We start from the raw sequence: 22,900 nt of genomic DNA, 5'->3' as shown, positions 1-22,900 counted from the left end.
AAAGCGTTTGAGCTAATGCTCAAACGCTTTTTAAATCTTACTTCACAACTATTTCGCCATTTTCCAATTCAACATGAAGAACTTTTTTATCGTTTTCTTCTAGTAAAACATCTGCAATTTGGTCTTCAAGCTGTTCTTGAATCACTCTGCGCAGCGGGCGTGCACCAAATGCAGGATGGTAGCCAAGCTCTGCAAGCTTTTCTTTCACCTCATTGCTGACAATAATTTCCATATCCTGTTCGCTTAATGCCATGGAAAGATCTTCAAGAAGAATATCAACAATTTTCAACAGATCTTCTTTTTCCAGTGAATCAAATTCTACAATGGCGTCAAATCGGTTTAGAAACTCAGGTTTAAAGAAAGAACCAAGTGAATCAAGAATACTGCTTTCTTTAACTGCAGATGATCCAGTGTTAAAACCAACGGACACTCTTTTTTCACCTGTGCCTGCATTACTTGTCATGATGATCACTGTATCTTTAAAGTTTACCGTTCTTCCCTGACTGTCAGTTAAACGTCCATCTTCAAGTATTTGCAGGAACATATGCTGAACATCAGGGTGAGCTTTTTCTATTTCGTCCAGCAAGATAATGCTGTAAGGATTACGGCGCACTTTTTCCGTTAATTGACCTGCTTCCTCATGGCCGACATAACCTGGAGGTGAACCGATAATTTTTGAAACAGCATGTTTTTCCATATATTCGCTCATATCAAGTCTGATCATAGATTCTTTAGAGCCAAACAATTCTTCAGCAAGCGTTTTGGTAAGCTCTGTTTTCCCTACGCCAGTAGGTCCTACAAAGAGGAAGGAGCCTATTGGGCGGTTTTTTGATTTTAAGCCTGCACGGCTTCTTCTTACAGCTTTTGCAACTTTTGTAACAGCTTCTTTTTGGCCGATGACTTTTCGGCCCAGATTTTCTTCAAGGTTTTTCAGTTTTGCCTGTTCATCCTGGTGAAGTTTGCCGACAGGAATGCCTGTTTTCTTTTCAATGATATGCTGAATGTCTTTTACATCAACGATTACTTTGTCTTCAGAAGCAGTTTTTTCCAATTGTTTTTCAAGAATGATCTCTTCTTGACGAAGTTTTGCAGCTAATTCATAATTTTCCTTTGATGCTGCGTCTTCTTTTTCCTTAGAAATCTGGGCTAACCGTTCATGAACGGATGCTTCGCTTGCCCGATCCAGCTTCAAGTTGGCTTTAGATCCTGCTTCATCAAGAAGATCAATGGCTTTATCAGGAAGAAATCGATCCTGAATATAACGGTGAGACAAAGTCACACAAGCTTTAATGGCTTCTTCTGAAAATGAAACTTCATGGTAATCCTCATACTTGGATTGAATTCCTTTTAAAATTTCAATCGCTTTTTCAATTGTTGGTTCAAGCACCATTACGGGCTGAAAACGTCGTTCAAGTGCAGCGTCTTTTTCAATCTGACGATATTCCTTCAAAGTGGTAGCACCTATGACCTGCAATTCGCCTCTTGCCAGAACTGGTTTGAGAATATTTCCTGCATCCATAGAGCCTTCAGCAGAACCAGCACCTACCACTTGATGGATTTCATCAATAAAAAGAATAATATTCTTTTTTGATTGAACCTCTTTAATCAGCTGTTTCATTCTTTCTTCAAATTGGCCCCGAATTCCAGTATTGGCTACAAGAGATGCGACATCAAGCAGGTAGATCTCTTTGTTTTTCAATTTAGCAGGCACTTTGCCTTCAGCTATTTTTAATGCTAATCCTTCTGCAACAGCCGTTTTACCTACTCCAGGTTCACCAATCAGCACCGGATTATTTTTATTGCGGCGATTTAAGATTTCACTGATTCGTTCAACCTCTTCTTCACGGCCGATAACCGGATCGATTAATCCAGCTCGTGCAGCCTGAGTAAGATTCCTTCCGAGCTTATCAATTAAGCCTCCGCCGCCACCGTTGCCTTTATGTTCAGTTTGGTAGCCTGCTGCTTCTTGCTGACCGGAAAAATCCATACCTTTAAAGAACTGATCAAAAGGAAAGGAATTGAATCCGCCGCCTCCGCTGAATCCGGAAGGAACTTCCTGTTTATATTGGGCATAGCAGGATTGGCATAGATTGAACTGCTTTTTATTCCCATTAAGTTGAACGTTTAATTGTATAGTTGCGTCATTTTCATGACAGTTTTGACATTTCATATAGGATAACCTCCTAAATATATTGACTAATTTTGACCAATTGAATATAAGTTAAAAAAGCTCAATTGGCTATTACGAGTTTATTCCTCTTCGTACAAAAGTTTAAACTTGAAAAGTGGAACAACTCATTTTGACTAACTTTGACCTTATTATACCCTGACCAATTTTGACTTTCAAGTATTTTGTTTCATTTTTTTCTTCCAGTCAAAAATACAATAGGACAGAAGGTGTGTCTTTAACTCGGTATATCAGTATACTTTGACCTTTACTGACTTTCAACTTTATTGCTTTATTTAGGGCTCTTTTCTTCAACTTTGTTGTTTTCTGTATGATGCTGAGGCAAATTGGTAGGTACATTTGCTATCAATTACGCATATCAAGTCGTATGTATGATCCAAAATAAGCCGGTAACGGTCTTCATTAAGCTTCCTTTGCTAAACGGTGCTGCTGAATATTTGTTTTAACGGCAATTAAAAGCTGCTTTTCCTTCTCGTTGATATTAAAAGGAAAAACATGAATGGCTGATTTTGCAGAACAGTCAGCTGGCCAGATCATTGAACAGTTAATTTGGGAAAGACAGCCCCTTTGAATAGGGAAGGGACCATTTAAGGTTAAATTGCACGTATTTTTGGATATTTCTGTAAATAAAAAAGTGGTGGCCTCCTTGTGTGACCACCCAAAATAATTTGAAAATGATTGATTGATATCCAAAATTTTTCAGCCCTTTTCCATTAAAATAATCGGATCGGACAGTTCATGGATAAAAGGATCGAGCTGCTTGGCTCTCTCTTTTAATGTTCTAATGATAGAAGTCATTGAACTCCCTCCCAAGAAAAATCCCACCAATTTTTTCAATAACTGTACATATACTTGCTGTTCTTTGCCGAAAAAAAGACTTTCTGTACCGACAAAGACTGACACCAGGTTACATAGCTAACATGTGAGGCTTATATTCTTTTTTTGCCAGATCCTTTTTAACAAATCTTTTTTTTCTTCTTTCTTTACAACTTGTCTCATAGAAATATAAAAGGATGCTTTCGCAAAGATATGCGCAACCCGTATGAATTAGGAAAACGAATGAAGAAAAGCTTCGTGCATCTTTACTCAAAAATTCTAAGATGGATATCTGTTCAAAATTCATTTATTCAGAGAAAAGCAACAAAGTTTAAGAAATGAGCCTTAAGAAAAGAGTCATATAAAAAGAGGAGAGAAGCAGGTGAGGCGATGAGACAAAACTTTTTTAAAGTGCTTCAAGTTGCTTTTGTTTATGTAGGCACAGTAGTTGGGGCAGGATTTGCAACTGGTAGGGAAATCGTTGAATTTTTCACAAAATTTGGACCAGCAGGAACTTTTGGTATAGTTATAGCAGGAATTCTGTTTGCTGTTCTCGGTACAAAAATGATGGTCATCTCCTCAAGAATAGGTGCCGTTTCTTTTAAAGACTTTAACCTTTTTTTATTTGGGAAATGGGCAGGCAGCTTTGTTAACGTCATTATGCTCGTTCTTCTTTTAGGAGTAACTTCTGTTATGCTCTCAGGCGGAGGAGCTATCTTTGAAGAGCGTCTTCATCTTCCATCCCAAATAGGCCTGATTGTCACAGCAGGATTGACGATGATCGTTATGATGCGCGGAGTAAAAGGATTAGTCGGAGTAAATATGCTTGTCGTTCCTATGCTATTATTGCTTAGCCTTGTGGTCACAGTTAGCTCATTTTGGGGAAACCAGCTATCTTTTATCCTGGATAAGCAAAATATTATTTCTATAAATTGGATTTTTTCTTCTATTTGCTATGCGGCCTATAATCTAGCCTTATCACAAGCCGTGCTTGTACCGCTGGCTGCTGAAGTAAGAGATGAAAAAATACTCAAGTATGGAGGCATTCTTGGAGGCATTATCTTAACTTTTATTATGCTTGGAAGTCATTTTGCCCTTCTGATGCTTCCTGATGTACTTGCATATGATATTCCAATGGCAGAGGTGATGAAAACTGTCTTCTCAGCAGCCTATTATATTTATGTATTGGTGATCTTTGGGGAAGTATTCACCTCCGTTATCGGAAATTTATATGGTATGGAAAAATTAGTCCTGCATTATATGAAACTGCCCGGGATGGTCATCGTTTGCGGGATATTAGCTGCAGCATATGCGATCAGCCTTTTTGGATATGGCAGGCTTATTTCTTCTATCTATCCGTTTTTAGGACTCATCACCTTAATTTTCCTGATCTTTTTAATATTCAAAAAAACCCCTATTAATTAGCATTATAGGATGGGAGGCAAAAAATAAATTGGACAAAATCGCAGTCATTTCTGACATTCATGGCAATATCCCCGCTTTGGAAGCTGTTCTTGACCATATAGAAAAACAGGATATACAAAAAGTTTTCTGTCTTGGAGATCTTGTTGGAAAGGGACCTGAATCAAAAGAATCCATTAATAGAATCAGAAGCGCATGCCAAAAAACCGTGAAAGGGAACTGGGATGACTTCATTATAAAAGAAACTGAATTTGAAACACTCAAATGGCATCAAGCACAGCTGGATCAAGAAGATGAAGCTTATTTGGCAAACCTTCCGTTCTCTATAGATTTCATAATGAGCGGCAAGAGTATTCGGTTATTCCATGCATCTCCTTTTAGTATTTATACAAGAGTTCAGCCGTGGGACAGCGTTGAAAAACGGGTAAGCATGTTTGAAAATACAGCGATGACAGGATTTGAAAACAAAATCCCTGACATAGTAGGGTATGGGGATGTTCATCAGGCATTTGTGCAGCATTTTTTCGGAAAAACACTTTTTAATTCAGGCAGTGTAGGAAATCCGCTTGATCTCCCACAGGCTTCCTACGCAGTTTTAGAAGGTATTTTCGATGCTGAAACACCTGAGCCATTTTCCATCCAATTGGTAAGAGTGCCTTATAATATTGAGCAATCAATCACTATTGCAAGACAAATGGACATGCCTGATCTTGAACCTTATATTAAGGAATTGAAGACATCAAGGTACCGGGGCTTGAAAGAAGATGTATAATAAAGAATAGAATTCCCCTTTAAACAGAAATGTTTAAAGGGTTTTTTCATGAGATTCCTGATAAAAAGAAGATATCCTGCAAAATGGTAAGCACAAGGACCAAAATACGGTATTTTTTAATCATTTTAGTCATATTTATTAGGAAATCGTTCAAGTATTACGTTTGACTGTTTTGTTTTTTTTAGATTATGATTCTCTTAAAGATTAGGATCGGGGTGGTTAAATGGGGCAGAAATGATAATAGGTGAAACAGCGGCAATGGCAGGCGTCTTTGAGCGACTGGCTTATGACGATCTGATGGTATGGACTGCTGTATGGTGCCCGTGCTTTTCCAATTCCCGCTTCTGCACCGAAGGAGCCCTTGATAACTTGCAATAAACAGACAGGCGGAGGATTTGCAGCATGTTATGCAGGATATAAAAATCAAACATTCATGTTTGGTGCCGGCTTTCTTGCATTGTCCGGATTGCTGTAAGAAAATGGCTTGTCATATGCTGTTTTCACAATTAATGAGGTTTGCCGCATAGGTTATAAAGAAGAATTAATTAAGATTAATGAAAAACATTGGATATTTTCTATTTAAAAACTCAGGAGGTGACCTCCTTTTCCGTTCATACGGAAACAGGAAACTACTTGGACATAGTAAATTTGGTGCTTATCGCACTATTGATTGCCTTGACCGGATTTTTTGTTGCATCGGAATTCGCTATTATCAGGGTAAGAAGTTCGCGTATCGATCAACTGGTTGCAGAAGGCAATAATAATGCACTTGCAGCGAAAAAAATCATTCAAAATCTGGATGAGTATTTGTCCGCCTGCCAATTAGGAATTACAGTAACAGCTCTTGGGTTGGGTTGGATTGGCGAATCAACATTGGAACATTTATTAAGCCCTTTATTTAATAAAGCAGCGGTTTTAGCACCGATATCACCGATTCTATCCATTCTTATTGCTTTTGCTATTATCACATTTCTTCATGTGGTGATTGGGGAGCTTGCGCCGAAGTCACTGGCTATTCAAAAAGCTGAATCCATCAGTTTGTGGTTTGCAAGACCACTGATTCTTTTTTATCGTATTATGTATCCTTTCATCTGGGCTTTAAACGGATCAGCCAGGTTTATTACCGGCTTGTTCGGTTTAAAACCGGCTTCTGAGCATGAGGATGCCCACAGTGAAGAAGAACTGAGAATTATTTTGTCTGAAAGCTTTAAAAGCGGCGAAATTAATCAGTCAGAATTCAAATATGTTAACAAAATTTTTGAATTTGATAATCGGATTGCAAAAGAAATCATGGTGCCGAGGACTGAGATTGTCTCCCTGGCAATTGATGAACCTCTTGAAGAACACCTTAAAACAATGAAAAATGAGAAATACACTCGTTACCCTGTCGTGGACGGGGATAAAGACCATATTATCGGTTTGGTCAATATAAAAGAGGTTTTTACTGATCTTATTCAAAATAAGCAAACAGGGCGCTTATCTATTCAGCAATATATGAGACCCGTTATTCAAGTCATCGAATCAATTGCCATACATGATCTGCTTTTGAAGATGCAAAAAGAACGGATTCATATGGCAATTCTGATTGATGAATATGGAGGTACGGCTGGATTGGTTACTGCTGAAGACATTCTGGAGGAAATAGTTGGAGAAATTCGGGACGAATTTGATTCAGATGAGATTCCATATATCCAGAAGGTCAATGAAGATAAGTATATCCTTGATGGAAAAGTTCTTGTAAGCGAAATTAATGATCTATTCGGTCTGGAAATTGACGACAAAGATGTCGATACGATCGGCGGATGGATTCTTACCGAGAAATACGATATTCAAAAAGGGGAAGTCATTGAACTTGCCCCCTATACATTCCGCGTAAGGGATATGGCAAATCACCATATTCAGTACTTGGAAATGACACGTATTCCTAAGGAAGAGCCACGGACAATTCTTGAAAATCCGGGAATGGCTGCTTCCCCGCAATAAGTGAAAACACCTGAGAAATCAGGTGTTTTTTTCTGCATGTTTTTCAAAGGTACTTTTCTTAAACTTTGTTGTTTTTTCATGCAATTAAGTAATATATAGCATAAATACACCTGCGTTGAAAAGATGCCACGAAGCTAATCTTTATACGTGTTTTAAGACAATACGATTAGCAACAATCTTTGCGAAAACAGCCTTATCACAAATAGAAAAAACCCACAAAGGAATGGGGGAAGTGCAGTTAGGGGATAAATAGGATAAATCGAACAGAAAGGGAGTGGAAAAGTGAGCAAGCCAAAAAGCCGGGAGGAACGAGAGTGGAAGCAAAGGAAGGAAAAGCAAAATCCTCATGGAGAAATCAAATCGCTGAAAGAATTAAGCGGTGAAGTTAAAGATTATAAAGATGACAAGCTTTAAAAAGCAAGGCTCTTTTCTTAAACTTTGCTGCCCATGACCCTATATTACGGTTAATAAACCAACGGCAAGGCAATATTCTTTAAAAAAAGATGCCCCGAAGCCTTGGCTGAATGCGTGATAAGAGCTTGGACGAAAAACAGCAATCTTTGCGAAAACAGCCAAAAGCAAGGCTCTTTTCTTAAACTTGTTAGCCCATGACCCTATATTACGGTTAAACAAACCATTGGCAAGGCATATTCTTTAAGAAAAGATGCCCTGAAGCCTTGGCTGAATGCGTGATAAGAGCTTGGACGAAAAACAGCAATTTTTGCGAGAACAGCCAAAAGCAAGGCTCTTTTCTTAAACTTTGCTGCCCATGACCCTATATTACGGTTAACAAACCATCGGCAAGGCAATATTCTTTAAGAAAAGATGTCCCGAAGCCTTGGCTGAATGCGTAATAAGAGCTTGTACGAAAAACAGCAATCTTTGCGAAAAATCCAAAAGCAAAGACTGCTGATACCAATCGGCAGTCTTTTTTGTACTTAAATCAGTTTTCACATTGAATCAAGCTCCAGGCACCATCGGCTCAAGTTCATAAGCCAATCTGTCTAGAAGGTTAAAAAACAACCTTCAAGCCAAGCTTTACTTGTGCTTTTCCTTGAAGCTACCGCTTTTTTTAGTGCATATAATTTTTTCTATTCACACACACTAATATGGAACAATGAACAAAAAGACATGAGCGGAGCAATCTTATGACGATTCGCAGGTATGCAGCATTCATTAATCCGATAACAACAAACATATTTCATTTAAGAAATCCGTGGATCATAGCATGGTGGTCAGCTGCATTTCCGGGCTTTGGCTATTATTTGCTTGGCAAATATTTAACCGGTTTTATTCTTATGCTCTGGGAAGTATTAATCAATAATTACTCACATTTGAACGAAGCTATCTTTTATAGCATGATTGGAAAATTCGATACAGCAAAGCTAGTGATTTCAGAGGACGGGCTTTGGCTCTACATAACTGTTTATGTTTTTAATATTTGGGACAGTTACAGACGGGCTGTGGAATACAACAAATATTATGTTCTGTCCTGCAGGGAGGGTTACCATATAGCCATGAGGAATATGTCTTCCCTTGAAGTAAACGTACTGGAAAAAAGAAAGCCATTTTGGGCACTTTTTTGGTCATCGCTGACACCAGGACTAGGCCATATTTATTTAAACAGACTGCCTTCCATCATATTCGGCTTAATCCTGTGGATATATGTAGCATACCACTCTCATTTGTATCAATGCATTTTCTATACTGCCTCCGGAAGGTTTTCTGATGTTCATCAAATAGCGAACCCGCAGCATTTTTTGTATATACCGTCTTTGTTTGTCTTTATTATTTATGACTCATACATCAATACAGTTGTATACAACAAACTGATGGATAAAGAACAGGGCAAGTATTTGAAAAAAGAGTATCAGCATCCCCGCTTTAAAATGCCCTTTTAAAAGGTTGGGTTTTAGATGAATTATATATTTTCAACGTTTTCTTATTCCACAAGCCTTGAATTGGCCCTAAGTGAACTTGAACGGAATGGACTCTGCAAAACTGCGATAATGGTCGTTCCTCTTATGGAAAGAGATAGCGAAATTCATATCATTGACAAGAAATATTACAATGACGGAAAAAGCATGGTAGACCTTGCTGCCGCTTTCGGAGCTGTTTTTATGATGCTTGGAGTGATTTTCGGTCTTCACCTTTATTTGGGACCAGTCCTTTGGGGATTGATCGGATTAATTACAGGGCTGTTATTTGGTTATTTACTAAGTTATATTAACTTGAAAAGAAAAGGAAAAAAGCTTAATCAAAATAATCGGCAGGGAAACGTTATCGTTTTGATCCGCTGTACTCCGGATCTTTTATCCAGAGCTGAGGATATTCTATGGACATTTGGGGCATACGGTGTTGGAAGGCTGGAAATGGAAGAGGATTCGACTTAATTATTAGTTGGCAAACTCTCATTGCCATGTTATAGTGGAATAGCTAAAGGCTGTTTTCAATAAATAAGAAAAGAGCCTAACTGAAAAACGAATAGTAAATTCTGCATGATAGCAGGAGAGGTTCTAGCACAACCCTCTATAAAAAACTAAGGACTATATCCTTGGATATGGTTTTTTTTATCGTTTTTATAGAATTGTTCTGCACCTCGTTTATGTACGGGTGCTTTTTTTGTTGTATAAGAACCTCCAATACTAAAGGAGGAACCAGCTTGAAAAATGATAAGGCAATCGTAGTCTTCAGCGGAGGACAAGATAGTACTACCTGTCTTTTCTGGGCTTTGGAAAATTTTAAAGAAGTTGAAACGGTTACATTCAATTATAATCAAAGGCATAGCCTTGAAATAGAAGCTGCAAAATCAATTGCTGCAGAAGTTGGGGTAAGGCACCATCTGCTTGATATGGCGCTCCTTAACCAGCTTGCTCCAAGTGCATTAACGAGAGATGACATTGAAATTGAAGAAAAAGAAGGCGGGCTGCCTTCAACCTTTGTTCCCGGAAGGAATTTGCTTTTCCTTACCTTTGCATCCATTCTTGCAAAGCAAGTTGGAGCCCGCCATATCGTAACAGGAGTTTGCGAAACCGATTTTAGCGGCTATCCGGATTGCAGGGACCAATTTGTTAAATCCTGCAATGTCACCATTAATCTTGCTATGGATGAACAGATGGTCATTCATACACCGCTTATGTGGATTAATAAAGAAGAGACTTGGGAGCTTGCTGACAAGCTTCATGCGCTGGACTTTATTCGCGAGAAAACGTTAACCTGCTATAACGGTGTTATAGCGGATGGGTGCGGAGAATGCCCGGCATGCAGGCTGAGAAATAAAGGATTGAAGGATTACCTTGCCAAAAAAGAAGGTGCAGGCAAATGATCCATCAAATTTATCCACAAGTAAACCATCCGTTTTCTTATGAACTTAATAAAGACATGCATCTATCAGCTGCTCATTTTATTCCGCATCATGACGCAGGAAAATGTCAGGATATGCACGGGCACACTTATTTTGTGAATGTGACGATTGCAGGGGACGAGCTTGATGAATCAGGATTTTTAGTTAATTTCAAACGCATTAAAAATCTGATTCATGGACGGTTTGATCATAGTGTTTTAAATGATGCAACAGACATCTTCAGCGGGGAAAACGGCAATCATTTTCCAACAACTGAGGTTGTTGCAAGAAAAATATATGAGATTATCCAAGAGGATCTCGATACTCTTTCCCATAAGCCAGTTTGTGTTCAAGTGTTTGTCAGAGAGACACCAACGAGTTATGTCGTATACCGGCCAAAGCAGGTGAAATCCCATGACTAAAACGGTTCCTGTTCTTGAGATTTTCGGTCCTACCATTCAGGGGGAAGGAATGGTCATAGGCCAGAAGACGATGTTCGTGAGAACGGCTGGCTGTGATTACTCCTGCAGCTGGTGCGATTCTGCTTTTACTTGGAACGGGACAGCAAAGGATCAAATTCGTCAGCTGACTGCTGAGGAAGTATATAAGGAGCTTAAAGCGCTTGGAGGAACCCGGTTTTCCCATGTAACCATTTCAGGAGGCAATCCCGCATTGCTGAAAAACCTGGATGCTCTTATTGACCTTTTGCACCAGAATGACATAGCGGTAGCACTTGAAACACAGGGCAGCCGCTACCAGGAATGGTTTTTGAAAATTGATGATCTAACGTTTTCACCTAAGCCTCCAAGCTCAGGAATGAAGACAAATTTTCATGTGCTTGATGAAATTTTTGCTCACCTCAAAAACAATGGCAGACTCCAAAATGCCAGTTTAAAAGTAGTTGTTTTTGATGATGATGATTTCAATTATGCAAAAGAAGTTCATAAAAGGTATCCTGAGGTCCCTTTTTACCTGCAGACTGGTAATGATGATATCTTTGAGCAAAATGATGAAAAGCTGATGCAGAAGCTGTTAACGAAATATGAATGGCTTATTAACAAAGTGACGGAAGCTTCCGAATTAAATAACGTCCGTGTCCTTCCTCAGCTGCACACATTTGTATGGGGAAACAAGCGCGGAGTTTAAAAAAGGAGACTTATTATGACTGGAAGAAATGAAGAAGAACTGGAAGGCGTAACATTGCTTGGAAACCAGGGAACGAATTATCTGTTTCATTATTCCCCTGAGATGCTGGAATCATTTGAAAATAAGCACCAGAACAGAGATTATTTTGTTAAATTGAACTGTCCTGAATTCACTTCGCTTTGCCCAAAAACCAATCAGCCGGACTTCGCAACAATCTATATTAGTTACATTCCTGACAGACTGATGGTAGAAAGCAAATCATTGAAACTTTATCTTTTCAGCTTCCGAAATCACGGGGATTTTCATGAGGATTGCATGAACATTATCATGAACGATCTTATTAAATTGATGGATCCCCGCTATATTGAAGTATGGGGTAAGTTTACTCCTCGAGGCGGCATCTCCATTGATCCATACACGAACTACGGAAAAGCTGGAACAAAATATGAAAAAATAGCAGAGCATCGATTAATGAATCACGATATGTATCCTGAAACAGTGGATAACAGATAAGAATAAAAAAGAATCTCTTCAAAGGGATTCTTTTTTTGCGTTTTTACAAGGGAGAGAGGCTGCTGCTAATAATTTCCGCTTGTTTGTCAATTCGTTTTGTATAACAATTGAAGTAGCAAGAAAGCAGTCAAACACTTAGGAGGGAATTATGATTAAAAAGAGATTACTACTTTCACTAATTGCTAGCTTAGCTATTCTTTTTTCTGCTGTAACCATACAGCCTTCTGTTTCAAAAGCACAAACAACAGGACATGATCCTGTTATCTTTATTCATGGTGCAGGCGGTATTGGCGCAAGCTTTTACAGTATTGAGAATTACCTGAAAACACAAGGGTGGACAGATAATGAACTGTATCCCATTGAGATGCAGGACAAAACAGGAAATAATCAAAATAATGCAAAACAGCTTGCTTCGTATGTAGATGAAGTATTAAAGAAAACAGGAAAAAGCAAAGTGGATATCGTTGCCCATAGCATGGGCGGACCGAATGCACTTACTTATATCCTTAAAGATGGCGGCGGCAATAAGGTGAATGATGTCATCACTTTTGGATCACCAAACAAAATGGTAACATCTGTTGCCCCACTTGGAACTGATCCTAATCATAAAATCTTATATACGTCCATATACAGCTCAGGCGACTATGTCGTAAATAATTGGCTTTCACCCCTTAAAGGAGCAAAAAACGTTCAAATCAGCGGTACAGACCATTTAGGAATGCTTATGAACAGTGATGTAAATAAGCTGATTAAAGAGGGATTGAACGGCGGAGGAAAAAATACGAATTAATGAAACAAGGACTGGCCTGAATAAGGCCGGTCCTTTTAAATGCGGATGCTTTTTTATTATGGCCATTCACAGGGCTGTCAAATGATAAATTTCTTCCCGCTCATTTCTGATGGAGAGCATCATTAAATCGTAAAAATTGCCCCCTGAATATTGATAATCTTTTAATATTCCTTCTTCTTCAAAGCCCATATTCTTTAATAGCATAAGGGAAGCCAGATTTTCAGGTCTTACTGTAGCACCGATGCGATGCAGATTGAGAGAGCTGTAGCCATATTGAATGGCTGCCTTCAGAGATTCACTGGCATAGCCCCTTCTCCAATAATCAGGGTGTATTTCATATCCTGCCTCTGCTCTGCAATGAATCTTGCTCCAATTATGAAATCCGATCGTTCCAATCAATACTCCTGTTTCCCGAGTGGTAATTCCCCACCTGATGGAAGTGCCGCTTGCATATCCTTCCTTGAATTTAGAAATCAATTTTTCAGCGTCAGCGGGCTGACTCATTATCTCCATTCCATAAAAAGTAATTACTTCTTCCTTTGAAAAGATTTCAAAAAGCCTGTCTTTATCTTCTTGGGTAATTTCCCTTAAGTATAGCCGGTTGGTTTCAAGTAACGGAAAACCAGTTGCTTGCATGCTTCCAACTCCTTCGTATATCTGACTCGTTTTCCTAAAATTTAAAGGCTCTTTTCTTAAACTTTGTTTTTTTTCAATCCATTTAGGCTCCTTTCTTAAACATTGTTGCTTCCTCATGTATATTAGAAGATCGCGGACCAATATATAGTTGCGAATTTTAAGAAAGGATGCCACGAAGTTAGTCTTTATGCGTGTTCTATGATCGTTCGAATAGCAACAATCAATGCGATAACATTCTCCATTTAAGTGATTTAGAGCAAGGATACACTTGCGAATTTTAAGAAAAGATGCCACGAAGCTAATCTTTATGTGTGTCCTAAGACTTTACGAATAGCAATAATCTTTTGCGAAAACAGCTAATTTAAAAAATATATTTATGCAATTATTCGGTATTTTTTTCAGATTTCCTTTTTTTCGTTAATAGATTTTAGAATTATTATGTAAATATTAATGATTTAATTTCTGATTTTTAATTAAATTCCTATTTCAGCCTATTAATGCTAGAAAATAGAAAAAAAGTAGTTCTTCTGATTCGTTTTTCAGGTATAACGCCTACAAAGCTGCCTTGCAAGCGTATTTTTTATTTGTATGAATATTCGACAGGAGGAACCACATGTTTAAAAAATTAAATATAGCACTAGGCGGCTTGCTGATTGGTTCAGCAATAGTAAGTCCGATTATAGGTGAAGCATCTATTGGAGACCAAACAGTTAAGCGGGGAATGAGCAGCAATGATATTAAAGAATTGCAAGAATACTTAATTGCTAAAAATGCTTTTCCTTATACGAAAGCAACAGGCTATTTCGGCCCAATTACAGAGAAATCGGTAAAAGAAATTCAAAAAAAATATCACTTGAAAAAAGACGGTATCGTTGGGAAAGCAACAGCCGGCAAATTGAAGGTATTGCATAATGGGGATGCAGGAAGGCCAGTTACAAAGCTTCAGAATCTATTAAAAGCATGGAACGCATTTGAAGGATCACCGGATGGTATTTACGGAGGCTCTACAGCTAATGCGGTTAAAAGATTTCAAAAGAAAAATGGACTGCAAGCTGATGGTATAGCGGGAAGCAGAACGATGGCCATGCTAAACAAAAAACAGGTAAGACAGAAAGTAAAAGAAATGACAGTTAACAGTACAGCCTACACAGCAAATTGCAAAGGATGTTCAGGCATTACAAAAGTAGGCATGGATCTTAAGAAATACAGTAAGGGAAAAGTTATTGCAGTTGATCCGAAGATTATTCCCCTGGGATCTGTTGTAGATGTGGAAGGATACGGAAAAGCAGTTGCAGGAGATATTGGAGGAGCCATTAACGGCAAAGAAATTGATGTGTTTAAATCCGGATTAGGCGACGCAATGGACTGGGGCAGAAAACCAGTAAAAATCAAGGTATACGAATAAGTTACATAGAAGCCGCTTGCGGCTTTTTTTTTGGACTATGTTATACAAAAATGGGAAAAACGGAAGCTTAGAGCCTCCGTTTTATAAAATCACTGGCTTGCAGCCAGGATCAATATGGAAGTATAAAACATACTAGTTATGGTCTGAACAATAAGTATTTCTTTTCCGTTTTAAAGAATTAGAGAAAGCGTTCTTATTTTTCGGAAAGAATTTTATAGTTTTTATGATTAACCACTGTACGGCTCTCAAGTTCAAGGTCTTGAAAATTTTCCATATAAGTCAGATCGACGATAACTGAATTTTCATTGACTTTTTCAACAATACCTTTTAAGCCGTTTCTAAATTCGATTAAATTCCCAACTTTGGCGATTTTCAAATTCCTCTCTCCTTCTATTTATGCAATAAACCCCCATTAGAAAATATTTTGCACTATTTATGATACAAAGTAAAGAGACAAATTAGAAAAAATTGTGAGTTTCCATTCATGAGAAAGATAGGGGAGAATGCCATATGTTATAGTTAACTGGTAAAAGAAAGAGAGGAGAATGCAAAGTGGAAAGAACAGGTCTGGTTCTTGAGGGAGGCGGAATGAGAGGCGTTTATACAGCAGGGGTATTGGAGTATTTTATGGAGAATAACCTCTATTTTCCCTATGTAATTGGGGTATCAGCAGGAGCATGTATCGCAGCCTCTTACCTGTCAAGACAAAAAGGGCGCAACCATACAGTCAATATTGACTATGTATCAGACCCCAATTATCTATCCTTTCAAAACCTTTTAAAACGCCGGCAGTTATTTGGAATGGATTTCATTTTTGATCACATTCCTAACAATCTCGTGCCATTTGATTTAGAGGGTTTTTTGCAGAGTCCTGAAACGTTTATTGTGGGAACGACAGATTGCGAGACGGGTGAGACAGTCTATTACAATAAAGAAGCGAATGGCAGAGACATTTTGACTATTCTTAGGGCTTCAAGTTCCCTTCCTTTTATTGCCCCCATTGTTGAGTATGATAATAAAAAGCTCCTCGATGGCGGAATAACGGATTCTATACCAATCAGAAAATCAGAGAACGACGGAAATAGAAGAAATTTACTTGTCCTAACAAGAAATGCCGGATATCTAAAGAAAAAACCTAAGATGGATTGGCTCGTAAGGCGCTCATTTAAAAACTATCCAAAACTCACAGAGGCCATTCTGGCACGATACAAAGTTTATAATGAAACAATGGCTTATATAGAAGAACAAGAGAAACAAGGAAACCTATTTATTATCCGTCCTTCCTCTCCTCTTGAGATGGACAGGATTGAACGAAATCCAGCAAAATTAGAAAAGCTTTATCAGCAGGGATTAAAAGATGCTGAAGGGTTATCTGATCCCTTGTTAAAATGGCTGGACAAAGAAGCATCAGAAAAGATTACAAATGAAAAGGCTCCAGCCCTCTAGGCACAGAAAATCTCTGATTTTTTGATTTCCTGGCAGGCCTAAATACAAAAAAACCGTACTTATTCCATATATTTGGAATAAGTACGGCTTTTTTCATGTTTTCCATTCTCTTTTTTACCCTATTTTTCCCCCGCCAGCTTCAGTATTCTTTTTAGATTGACGGTAAATTTGGCCATGGCTCCTTGCATTTCCATGCCAATCAGACCCGAGAATGTGGCTACATCATACCCGTATCTGTGCTTTAATTCACTATTCTTCGCCTCAATCTTATAGCGCTCCCTAGACTTCTCCTTAAAGTACTCGCTTTCCTGAAACTCAGCCTGTTGGCTGTGCACAGTTGACTTTATGGTAACTGAATAGGTCTTGCTTTTCGCCCCATCCTTGTAACACCCCTCTTTGAAAGGGCATGCCTGGCATTTCTCAATATCAAAATAGTAGGTATCTTTCTGGTTTTTTCCTACATTTCTTCCTATTCGAGCCTTCCTGATTGCGAGGTGTCCTGCTTTACAGATATACATCCCAGCGTCCTTACTGAATTCGAATTCGTCTTCCTTTGTGCGGTATCCCTGGGTAAAGTTATTGGTTTCATAGCACTAGGTTGATTGAAACGGAAGGTGCGAGACTCCTGCAGGATCAGCGGGACAGGTGAGACCCCGCAGGCGCATTAGCGCTGAAGGAGGCTCACCGCACGCCCCGCGGAAAGCGAAGCATCCTGGAGTGGAAATCAACCGGCCAATTTAACAAAGGCTATCCTTTAAAAACTTTTTCAGTGGCCTCCTCTAGGGCAGGGCCTTTTTTGTGTCAGTCTATCTAACAATAGGCATGAGATTGTTTACCTGTCTTCCCGGATGGGAAAAGAATATCATGACTTATAGCAAAGAAAGGTGATTAATGTGAAAGTACTAGTAGCAGGTGCCCACGGGGCAACAGGAAAACATCTTATCCATAAATTATCTAAAAAAGGCTATCAGCCTATTGCAATGATCAGAGATTCAAAACAGGCCGAAGAATTGGAAAGCTACGGAGCCAAAACAGTAGTGGCAGATCTGGAAGGAGATTTATCCCAAGCTGTTGAAGGAGCGGACGCGGTTATTTTTGCTGCAGGTTCAGGAAGCAAAACAGGTCCTGAAAAAACGATTGCTGTTGATCAGGAAGGCGCTAAGAGCCTTATTGATGCTGCGAAGCAGCATAAAGTGCAGCATTTTGTGATGCTTAGCTCAATGGGAGCCGATCAGCCTGATGCTGGTTCAGAAGCTATGAAAAATTACTTGAGAGCGAAAGCTATAGCTGATGAATACTTAATCCAGTCTGAGCTTTCCTACACTATCGTTCGTCCAGGAACACTATCTGATGAACCAGGGACAGGGAAAATCACTGCAGAAGACTCTATTCAAAAAAGAGACCGCAAAATTCCGAGGGAGGATGTAGCAGAGGTTCTCATTCAATCCCTTGAACTCGAAAAAACAAAGAACAAAACATTTGAGGTTTTATCCGGTGACAAAGATGTAAAAGAAGCCCTTCAGTCACTGTATTAAAGTTGAATCCTTGTCGTTTCCCTTGTAAACTGAAAATGATCTGGTTACGAGGGGGCAAAAGGCTTGGATAAAGAAGTTGTTCATAATATATTGAATCAGCTGAAGGAAAAAGAAATAAACAATTATTACGTCAGTAAAGAAGAATTCCTGAATTTCCGCGAGGTACTTGTCAAAAGAGATGATTTTAAGCATTTCAGAGGAATAGGCCAGCGCGGCGGGGCAGTAGTTTATCAATACCTTGATATACCAAGAAGCTGAAGAATGAAGGAGCAGGCCCTAACCAGGACTTGCTCCTTTTTATCATTCCGTTTTGGCTTTTATCAGCCCGTAAACATGAAGTCTGTGGACATTCTTATGAAAAGCCGCAAGTGCCCCTTTTCGCCAGTTTTTTACTGAGGCTAACGTTGTTTTTTCTCGATTGGCAATTTGCTTCAGTGTAAGTCCCTCATAACAATAGCCTTTCAGCCATTTTTGCTGATTATCTGTTAAGAAGCCTGAAAAAGACATTATGGTATTTTTTACGATTGTATCCTCATACTCCGAACATTCAGCTGCTTCCTCTGGGAAGTCAGAACTAATAATGCATTTTTCATAATATTTGCGCTGGCTGGTAAGCTCATTTAACAATTTTCCTTTCATGCAATTATAGTAATAAGAGTGAACAGAGCCTTTTTCTTTGTCAGCTGAAAGGGAAGCTTGCCAAAGAGCTTCTGAAGCGATATAAAAAAAATCCTGCTGATTTTGGTAAATATGCAATTTTTTTATTAGGTGGTAGATCATCGGAGTATATTCTCCCAGTAATTCCTCAAATTCCTTTTCCTTCATATAAACGTTCCTTAAAAGAACGCGTTCCTTTTTATTCCGCCGGTACTCAAATAGTAAAAAAGATTTTTAGTAAGGGAAAATTCCTTTTTCTTTTATTTGGAATTTGATTTGTCAGGAGTATTGGCTATATAAAATTGATTTTTTAGTAACCGTAAGCACTTTAAAAAAGAGGATTTCTTGAATAATTGCTTATTTAACTTCACACAATAAAGGCAATAACGATAAAGCCGTGGTGAAAGAGAAATGAGAAAAATGAACAAATTGGATGGCAGTGCTAAGGTTTCCATGGAAGAAGTCTTAGCTATTTTCCGTCGTTCGTCAGACTTTATCCAATTCCAGGGAGAAGGCATTGAAACTAATTATTGGGTAACTTATATCCGGACTTTAATTGATCCAGGGATTTTTCAAAAGAGTATACTGCCTTATTTAGCAAATAGAAAATGGGGAAATCTCAAGGAATTGAAAAATATGATTCCAATAGAAGATTCCAATTTAACGATTGATACTCACGTAATAAAAGAGAAGCTTAACCAGGGCTATATTATGTTAACTGAATCTCAATACGGTCTGCCCTGTCTATTAATTCAATGCACTCTAAATAAAACACGAAGTGTAACAATACCAGAAGTGGAATTCAGTGTTATTGGCCCTAAAGAGGCATTTGTAGAATCGATCGATACCAACATCAATCTTATTAGAAAAAGACTTCCTGTTGAGGAATTGAAAGTGCGGGAAATTACAGTTGGGGATGTCTCTAAAACAAAAATTGCTATTATGTATTTGGACAATATTGTCGATAAAGAAAATGTTCATACGGTGATTCAGCGGATAAGCGATATTAAGTTTGACCAAATTATCGACAGCTCGTTTATAACCCAGATTATTGCAGACAATCAGAATTCTCCATTTCCCCAGCTGCTTGATACAGAACGGTCTGATCGAACAACAGCTTCTATAACAGAAGGAAAAGTAGCTATCCTTGTTGATGGCTCACCGCACGCCTTGCTTGGACCAACAACTCTTCTGGAGTTTTTCTTTGCATTTGATGACTACTATGTCAATTATATTGTTGCGTCCTTTACAAGAATTGTGCGGCTTTTTTCAGTCGCTTTCTCTATTCTCGTTACTCCTCTATATGTGGCTGCGCTGAATTATCATTATGAATTAATTCCAAGAGACCTTTTAAATACCCTTGTTAGTTCAAGAAGGGAAGTTCCGCTTACACCGCTCCTTGAAGTTATTTTCCTTGAGCTTAGCATAGAGCTGCTTAGGGAAGCGGGAGCGAGACTTCCGACAAAGGTAGGGCAAACAATCGGCATCGTTGGAGGAATTGTTATTGGAACAGCCTCAGTTGATGCAGGACTGACGAGTAATGTGCTGCTCATAATTGTTGCCTTGGCTGCCTTGGCTTCCTTCACAACCCCTGTGTATCTCGTAAGTAATACAATCCGTTTTTTACGGTTTCCATTTTTATTATTCGCAGAATTTTATGGATTAGTGGGAATCGTGTTTTGTTTTAATTTTTTGGCCGTTCATTTACTTAGGCTAACATCTCTTGGAAGACCTTATCTTGAGCCTATTTATCCGCCAAGGTTGAAGGATTTGAAAGACAGTATCGTTCGCTTGCCTTATTCGTTATTGGATACTCATGGTCCTGTTAATTTGAGAACGCAAAAGAAAAAGCAGATAGATCCGAAAAAAGCGAAACAAAAGAGGGATATCGATGAATAGGGAGAAGGTGCAGTAAATGGAAAAAGTTCAGGAACGATTTCAGATTTCACCCTTCCTTGTTTTTTATTTAGTTCAATCCATACAGTTCGGAGTGGGGGTACTGGGCTTTCAGCGCGTCATTTCAAAAGAGGCTGGAAATGATGCCTGGGTGGTTGTTATTCTTTCTGGACTTGTGGCTCAAATTTCCTTTTGGATGATTTTCCATACGCTTAAAAAATCAAATGGGAAAAACATTGTCGATGTTCATAGAGAATATTTCGGCAAATGGGTGGGACATAGTTTAACTCTTATCCTTGTGGTGTATTATATGATGCTTGCGATAACTGTCCTGATTACCTACACCGAAATTATCCAGGTATGGATGTTTCCTGATTTAAATGTTTGGATTTTCACTTTTTTATTTTTGCTGCTTGTTTATTACATTCTATCGGGAGGATTTCGGGTCATCACAGGAATTGCTTTCCTGGGTGTCATTCTTCCGAGCTACCTGATTTTCACATTTATTTTTCCTCTTCAATACGCTAATTACCATAACCTGCTTCCAGTTTTTCACCATTCTCCGGGAGATCTTTTTGCGGGTATGTTTAAGATGACATTATCTATGCTAGGTTATGAAGCCATTCTTTTTTATTACCCTTTTATAAAAAATCCTGAAAAATCTTATAAATGGGGACAGCTAGGGATAGCTGTCACAACTTTTCTCTATTTGATCATAATGCTTGTTTCTATTGTTTATTATAGTGATGCTCAGATTGAAAAGAATATCTGGGCAACTTTGACTCTTTGGAAAATCGTAGAAATGCCTTTTGTAGAGCGGTTTGAGTACATAGGAATAGCCAACTGGAATTTAATCATTCTTCCAAATGTCTGCATCATGCTCTGGTGTGCTTCAAGAGGTTTAAAACAGATTTTCTCAGTGAGACATAAGAAAACGATTTTAATTATCCTTGTGTTAAGCTTTGTCATTCTCAATACCTTTAAAAATAGGGAGCAAATTAATATGCTGAATGACCTCTTAGGACAATTTGGATTTTATTTAACATATGTTTATGTTCCTGTTTTATTTTTATTGTCAATTGCCATTCGTAAAATAAAGGAGAAGCATAAAGGATGAAAAAAGGATTCTTGCTTGCTTTAACGATCCTATTTTTAACTGGCTGCATGCAAAAGGAAGTCATTGATGAAGTCAATTTCGTCCTGGCTATAGGGATCGATAAAGGGGAAAATGATACGAAAGAAGGAACAGATGTCATTCCTGTATATCAAAAGGATGCACCCGTCCAAAGTGAAATCATTTCTGATTCGGGCAAATATTATAGTGATATGTTTGTAAACCTTCAAAAGCAATCTTCCAATCCGCTAGTGTACGGAAAACTGGAGGTCGCTCTCTTTGGAGAAGATATGGCCAAAGAGGGCTTTTATGATATAATCGATACATTTGAAAGGGACTCAAGCATCGGTTCTCATGTATTTTTGGCTGTGGCAAGAGGCAAAGCTTCAGAAATACTAAAAGGAGATTATGGTACCCAAGGCACAGCGGATTATCTTTATAACCTTATAAAACAAAATATTGAAACCCGTGACTTGCCTGAAGAAAATCTCCATCTTTACCTTTATAATTACTTTTCCAATGGAAAAGATGTGTATCTTCCTATTTTGAAAGGTACAGGAGAAGGGAAAGTTGCCGTTGACGGCATTGCCTTATTTAAAAATCAAAGCATGGTAGGAGAGATTCCTTCAAATGATATGATGTTCTTTAAGCTGCTGACTGATAAGCATACAAGAGGAAATTATAATCTGCTTCTTCCAAATGGGAAAATCAGTTCAATCAGGACAATAAAATCAAAAGAAAAACTTGTCATAAATAAAAAAAATCCATATGAAGCCAAAATTGATATTCATGTGACAGGATATGTTCCTGAGTATTCAGGAAAAAAAATCACGCAGAAAATTTTAAAAGAAATTGAGGCAGCATTTAAAAAAATTATCGAACAGAAAACAAGCGCCATGATTGAAGAATTTAAGAAACTTGAAATTGATCCAGTAGGATTTGGGGATGAAGTAAAGCATTCAATCCGTTATGTAAAAGTAATGGATTGGAAGAAAAACTATAAAAATTTGAAGGTTAAAGTGAATGCAGATGTAAACATTTCTGAATCAGGTGTTGTGGAATAACCTGTTATCAAACAAAAAAGATGAAAAGCCGATTGCATCAGCGAACGGCTTTTCATTTTTTTGTTGTAAGGCTCTTTTCTTAAACTTTGTTGCTCATGAGTCTATATTTAGTCCTCGAAACCATTGGTATGGCAAGAACTTTAAGTAAGGCTCTTTTCTTAAACTTTGTTGTTT

General features: G+C 38.3%; 23 protein-coding genes, 1 pseudogene and 1 riboswitch. Of the genes and pseudogenes, 18 read left to right on the top strand and 6 right to left on the bottom strand.

Annotated features, from left to right (window positions below):
* Positions 1-37: 37 nt before the first annotated feature.
* Complete coding sequence (locus ACOT8F_RS17145; protein ID WP_421653136.1) at positions 38-2,170, bottom strand: ATP-dependent Clp protease ATP-binding subunit; 2,133 nt, start codon at positions 2,168-2,170, stop codon at positions 38-40.
* A 1,224-nt stretch (positions 2,171-3,394) separates the two neighbouring features.
* Between ACOT8F_RS17145 and ACOT8F_RS17140 the strand changes: the two genes are divergently transcribed.
* The 4 genes from ACOT8F_RS17140 to ACOT8F_RS17125 all read left to right on the top strand — a co-directional run bounded on the left by ACOT8F_RS17140 (position 3,395) and on the right by ACOT8F_RS17125 (position 7,595).
* Positions 3,395-4,429, top strand: coding sequence for a YkvI family membrane protein (locus ACOT8F_RS17140; protein ID WP_421653135.1), 1,035 nt, complete (start codon positions 3,395-3,397; stop codon positions 4,427-4,429).
* 28 nt (positions 4,430-4,457) lie between these two features.
* Positions 4,458-5,198, top strand: a complete 741-nt coding sequence (locus ACOT8F_RS17135) for a metallophosphoesterase family protein (protein ID WP_421653134.1) — start codon at positions 4,458-4,460, stop codon at positions 5,196-5,198.
* Between the two features lie 633 nt (positions 5,199-5,831).
* Entirely contained in the window at positions 5,832-7,181 is a 1,350-nt protein-coding gene (locus ACOT8F_RS17130; protein ID WP_421653133.1) for a hemolysin family protein, read from the top strand.
* A gap of 282 nt (positions 7,182-7,463) precedes the next feature.
* Entirely contained in the window at positions 7,464-7,595 is a 132-nt protein-coding gene (locus tag ACOT8F_RS17125) for a DUF6254 family protein (RefSeq protein ID WP_421653132.1), read from the top strand.
* A gap of 372 nt (positions 7,596-7,967) precedes the next feature.
* Here the strand turns inward: ACOT8F_RS17125 and ACOT8F_RS17120 are convergent, their stop codons facing one another.
* On the bottom strand, positions 7,968-8,135 hold the full coding sequence (locus ACOT8F_RS17120; RefSeq protein WP_421653131.1) for a hypothetical protein: 168 nt from the start codon (positions 8,133-8,135) through the stop codon (positions 7,968-7,970).
* Positions 8,136-8,329: 194 nt separating this feature from the next.
* On the opposite strand from ACOT8F_RS17120, the gene ACOT8F_RS17115 reads away from it, so the two are divergent.
* The 7 genes from ACOT8F_RS17115 to ACOT8F_RS17085 all read left to right on the top strand — a co-directional run bounded on the left by ACOT8F_RS17115 (position 8,330) and on the right by ACOT8F_RS17085 (position 12,973).
* Positions 8,330-9,082 carry a hypothetical protein gene (locus tag ACOT8F_RS17115; RefSeq protein ID WP_421653130.1) on the top strand — a complete coding sequence of 251 codons (753 nt, stop codon included), beginning with the start codon at positions 8,330-8,332 and terminating at the stop codon, positions 9,080-9,082.
* A gap of 15 nt (positions 9,083-9,097) precedes the next feature.
* Positions 9,098-9,574, top strand: coding sequence for a hypothetical protein (locus ACOT8F_RS17110; RefSeq protein WP_421653129.1), 477 nt, complete (start codon positions 9,098-9,100; stop codon positions 9,572-9,574).
* Between the two features lie 111 nt (positions 9,575-9,685).
* Positions 9,686-9,730, top strand: a riboswitch (PreQ1 riboswitch).
* Positions 9,731-9,843: 113 nt separating this feature from the next.
* Positions 9,844-10,506 carry a 7-cyano-7-deazaguanine synthase QueC gene (gene queC / locus ACOT8F_RS17105; protein ID WP_421653128.1) on the top strand — a complete coding sequence of 221 codons (663 nt, stop codon included), beginning with the start codon at positions 9,844-9,846 and terminating at the stop codon, positions 10,504-10,506.
* The gene (queD, locus tag ACOT8F_RS17100) at positions 10,503-10,946 is read left to right on the top strand and encodes a 6-carboxytetrahydropterin synthase QueD (protein ID WP_421653127.1); all 444 of its coding nucleotides are present in this window, start codon (positions 10,503-10,505) and stop codon (positions 10,944-10,946) included. The genes queC and queD overlap by 4 nt, the downstream gene beginning before the upstream one ends.
* Positions 10,939-11,670, top strand: coding sequence for a 7-carboxy-7-deazaguanine synthase QueE (gene queE / locus ACOT8F_RS17095; protein ID WP_421653126.1), 732 nt, complete (start codon positions 10,939-10,941; stop codon positions 11,668-11,670). Before queD ends, queE begins: the two co-directional genes overlap by 8 nt.
* 15 nt (positions 11,671-11,685) lie before the next feature.
* Positions 11,686-12,183 carry a preQ(1) synthase gene (queF, locus tag ACOT8F_RS17090; protein ID WP_421653125.1) on the top strand — a complete coding sequence of 166 codons (498 nt, stop codon included), beginning with the start codon at positions 11,686-11,688 and terminating at the stop codon, positions 12,181-12,183.
* A gap of 148 nt (positions 12,184-12,331) precedes the next feature.
* Positions 12,332-12,973 carry an esterase/lipase family protein gene (locus ACOT8F_RS17085; protein WP_421653124.1) on the top strand — a complete coding sequence of 214 codons (642 nt, stop codon included), beginning with the start codon at positions 12,332-12,334 and terminating at the stop codon, positions 12,971-12,973.
* A 66-nt stretch (positions 12,974-13,039) separates the two neighbouring features.
* Here the strand turns inward: ACOT8F_RS17085 and ACOT8F_RS17080 are convergent, their stop codons facing one another.
* Positions 13,040-13,609: a GNAT family N-acetyltransferase gene (locus ACOT8F_RS17080; RefSeq protein WP_421653123.1), complete on the bottom strand. Its 570-nt coding sequence runs from the start codon at positions 13,607-13,609 to the stop codon at positions 13,040-13,042.
* Between the two features lie 613 nt (positions 13,610-14,222).
* Between ACOT8F_RS17080 and ACOT8F_RS17075 the strand changes: the two genes are divergently transcribed.
* Complete coding sequence (locus tag ACOT8F_RS17075; protein WP_421653122.1) at positions 14,223-15,014, top strand: peptidoglycan-binding protein; 792 nt, start codon at positions 14,223-14,225, stop codon at positions 15,012-15,014.
* A gap of 193 nt (positions 15,015-15,207) precedes the next feature.
* Here the strand turns inward: ACOT8F_RS17075 and ACOT8F_RS17070 are convergent, their stop codons facing one another.
* The gene (locus ACOT8F_RS17070; RefSeq protein ID WP_421653121.1) at positions 15,208-15,390 is read right to left on the bottom strand and encodes a YkvS family protein; all 183 of its coding nucleotides are present in this window, start codon (positions 15,388-15,390) and stop codon (positions 15,208-15,210) included.
* 176 nt (positions 15,391-15,566) lie between these two features.
* On the opposite strand from ACOT8F_RS17070, the gene ACOT8F_RS17065 reads away from it, so the two are divergent.
* Positions 15,567-16,460 (top strand): patatin-like phospholipase family protein, encoded by an 894-nt coding sequence (locus ACOT8F_RS17065; RefSeq protein WP_421653120.1) that lies wholly within the window; start codon positions 15,567-15,569, stop codon positions 16,458-16,460.
* A gap of 119 nt (positions 16,461-16,579) precedes the next feature.
* Here the strand turns inward: ACOT8F_RS17065 and ACOT8F_RS17060 are convergent.
* Positions 16,580-17,032, bottom strand: a pseudogene (locus tag ACOT8F_RS17060) (transposase); the annotation flags it as partial.
* Between the two features lie 321 nt (positions 17,033-17,353).
* Between ACOT8F_RS17060 and ACOT8F_RS17055 the strand changes: the two are divergent.
* Positions 17,354-17,995 (top strand): SDR family oxidoreductase, encoded by a 642-nt coding sequence (locus tag ACOT8F_RS17055; RefSeq protein ID WP_421653119.1) that lies wholly within the window; start codon positions 17,354-17,356, stop codon positions 17,993-17,995.
* Positions 17,996-18,058: 63 nt separating this feature from the next.
* Positions 18,059-18,253 (top strand): hypothetical protein, encoded by a 195-nt coding sequence (locus ACOT8F_RS17050; RefSeq protein WP_421653118.1) that lies wholly within the window; start codon positions 18,059-18,061, stop codon positions 18,251-18,253.
* A gap of 42 nt (positions 18,254-18,295) precedes the next feature.
* On the opposite strand, the gene ACOT8F_RS17045 is transcribed toward ACOT8F_RS17050, so the two are convergent.
* A complete protein-coding gene (locus ACOT8F_RS17045; protein WP_421653117.1) occupies positions 18,296-18,820 on the bottom strand; it encodes a sigma-70 family RNA polymerase sigma factor in 525 nt (174 codons plus the stop codon).
* Between the two features lie 243 nt (positions 18,821-19,063).
* Between ACOT8F_RS17045 and ACOT8F_RS17040 the strand changes: the two genes are divergently transcribed.
* Genes ACOT8F_RS17040 through ACOT8F_RS17030 form a run of 3 tightly spaced genes read left to right on the top strand, consistent with a single transcriptional unit; the run spans position 19,064 to position 22,726 of the window.
* The gene (locus ACOT8F_RS17040) at positions 19,064-20,551 is read left to right on the top strand and encodes a spore germination protein (RefSeq protein ID WP_421653116.1); all 1,488 of its coding nucleotides are present in this window, start codon (positions 19,064-19,066) and stop codon (positions 20,549-20,551) included.
* Positions 20,552-20,567: 16 nt separating this feature from the next.
* Positions 20,568-21,665: a GerAB/ArcD/ProY family transporter gene (locus ACOT8F_RS17035; RefSeq protein WP_421653115.1), complete on the top strand. Its 1,098-nt coding sequence runs from the start codon at positions 20,568-20,570 to the stop codon at positions 21,663-21,665.
* Positions 21,662-22,726: a Ger(x)C family spore germination protein gene (locus ACOT8F_RS17030; protein ID WP_421653114.1), complete on the top strand. Its 1,065-nt coding sequence runs from the start codon at positions 21,662-21,664 to the stop codon at positions 22,724-22,726. The genes ACOT8F_RS17035 and ACOT8F_RS17030 overlap by 4 nt, the downstream gene beginning before the upstream one ends.
* The last annotated feature ends 174 nt before the right edge of the window (positions 22,727-22,900 follow it).

It is taken from the genome of Chryseobacillus diguaensis (assembly GCF_049220665.1).
GTDB lineage: Bacteria > Bacillota > Bacilli > Bacillales > Bacillaceae > Metabacillus_B.
This window is presented reverse-complemented; position numbering and strand designations above follow the sequence as displayed.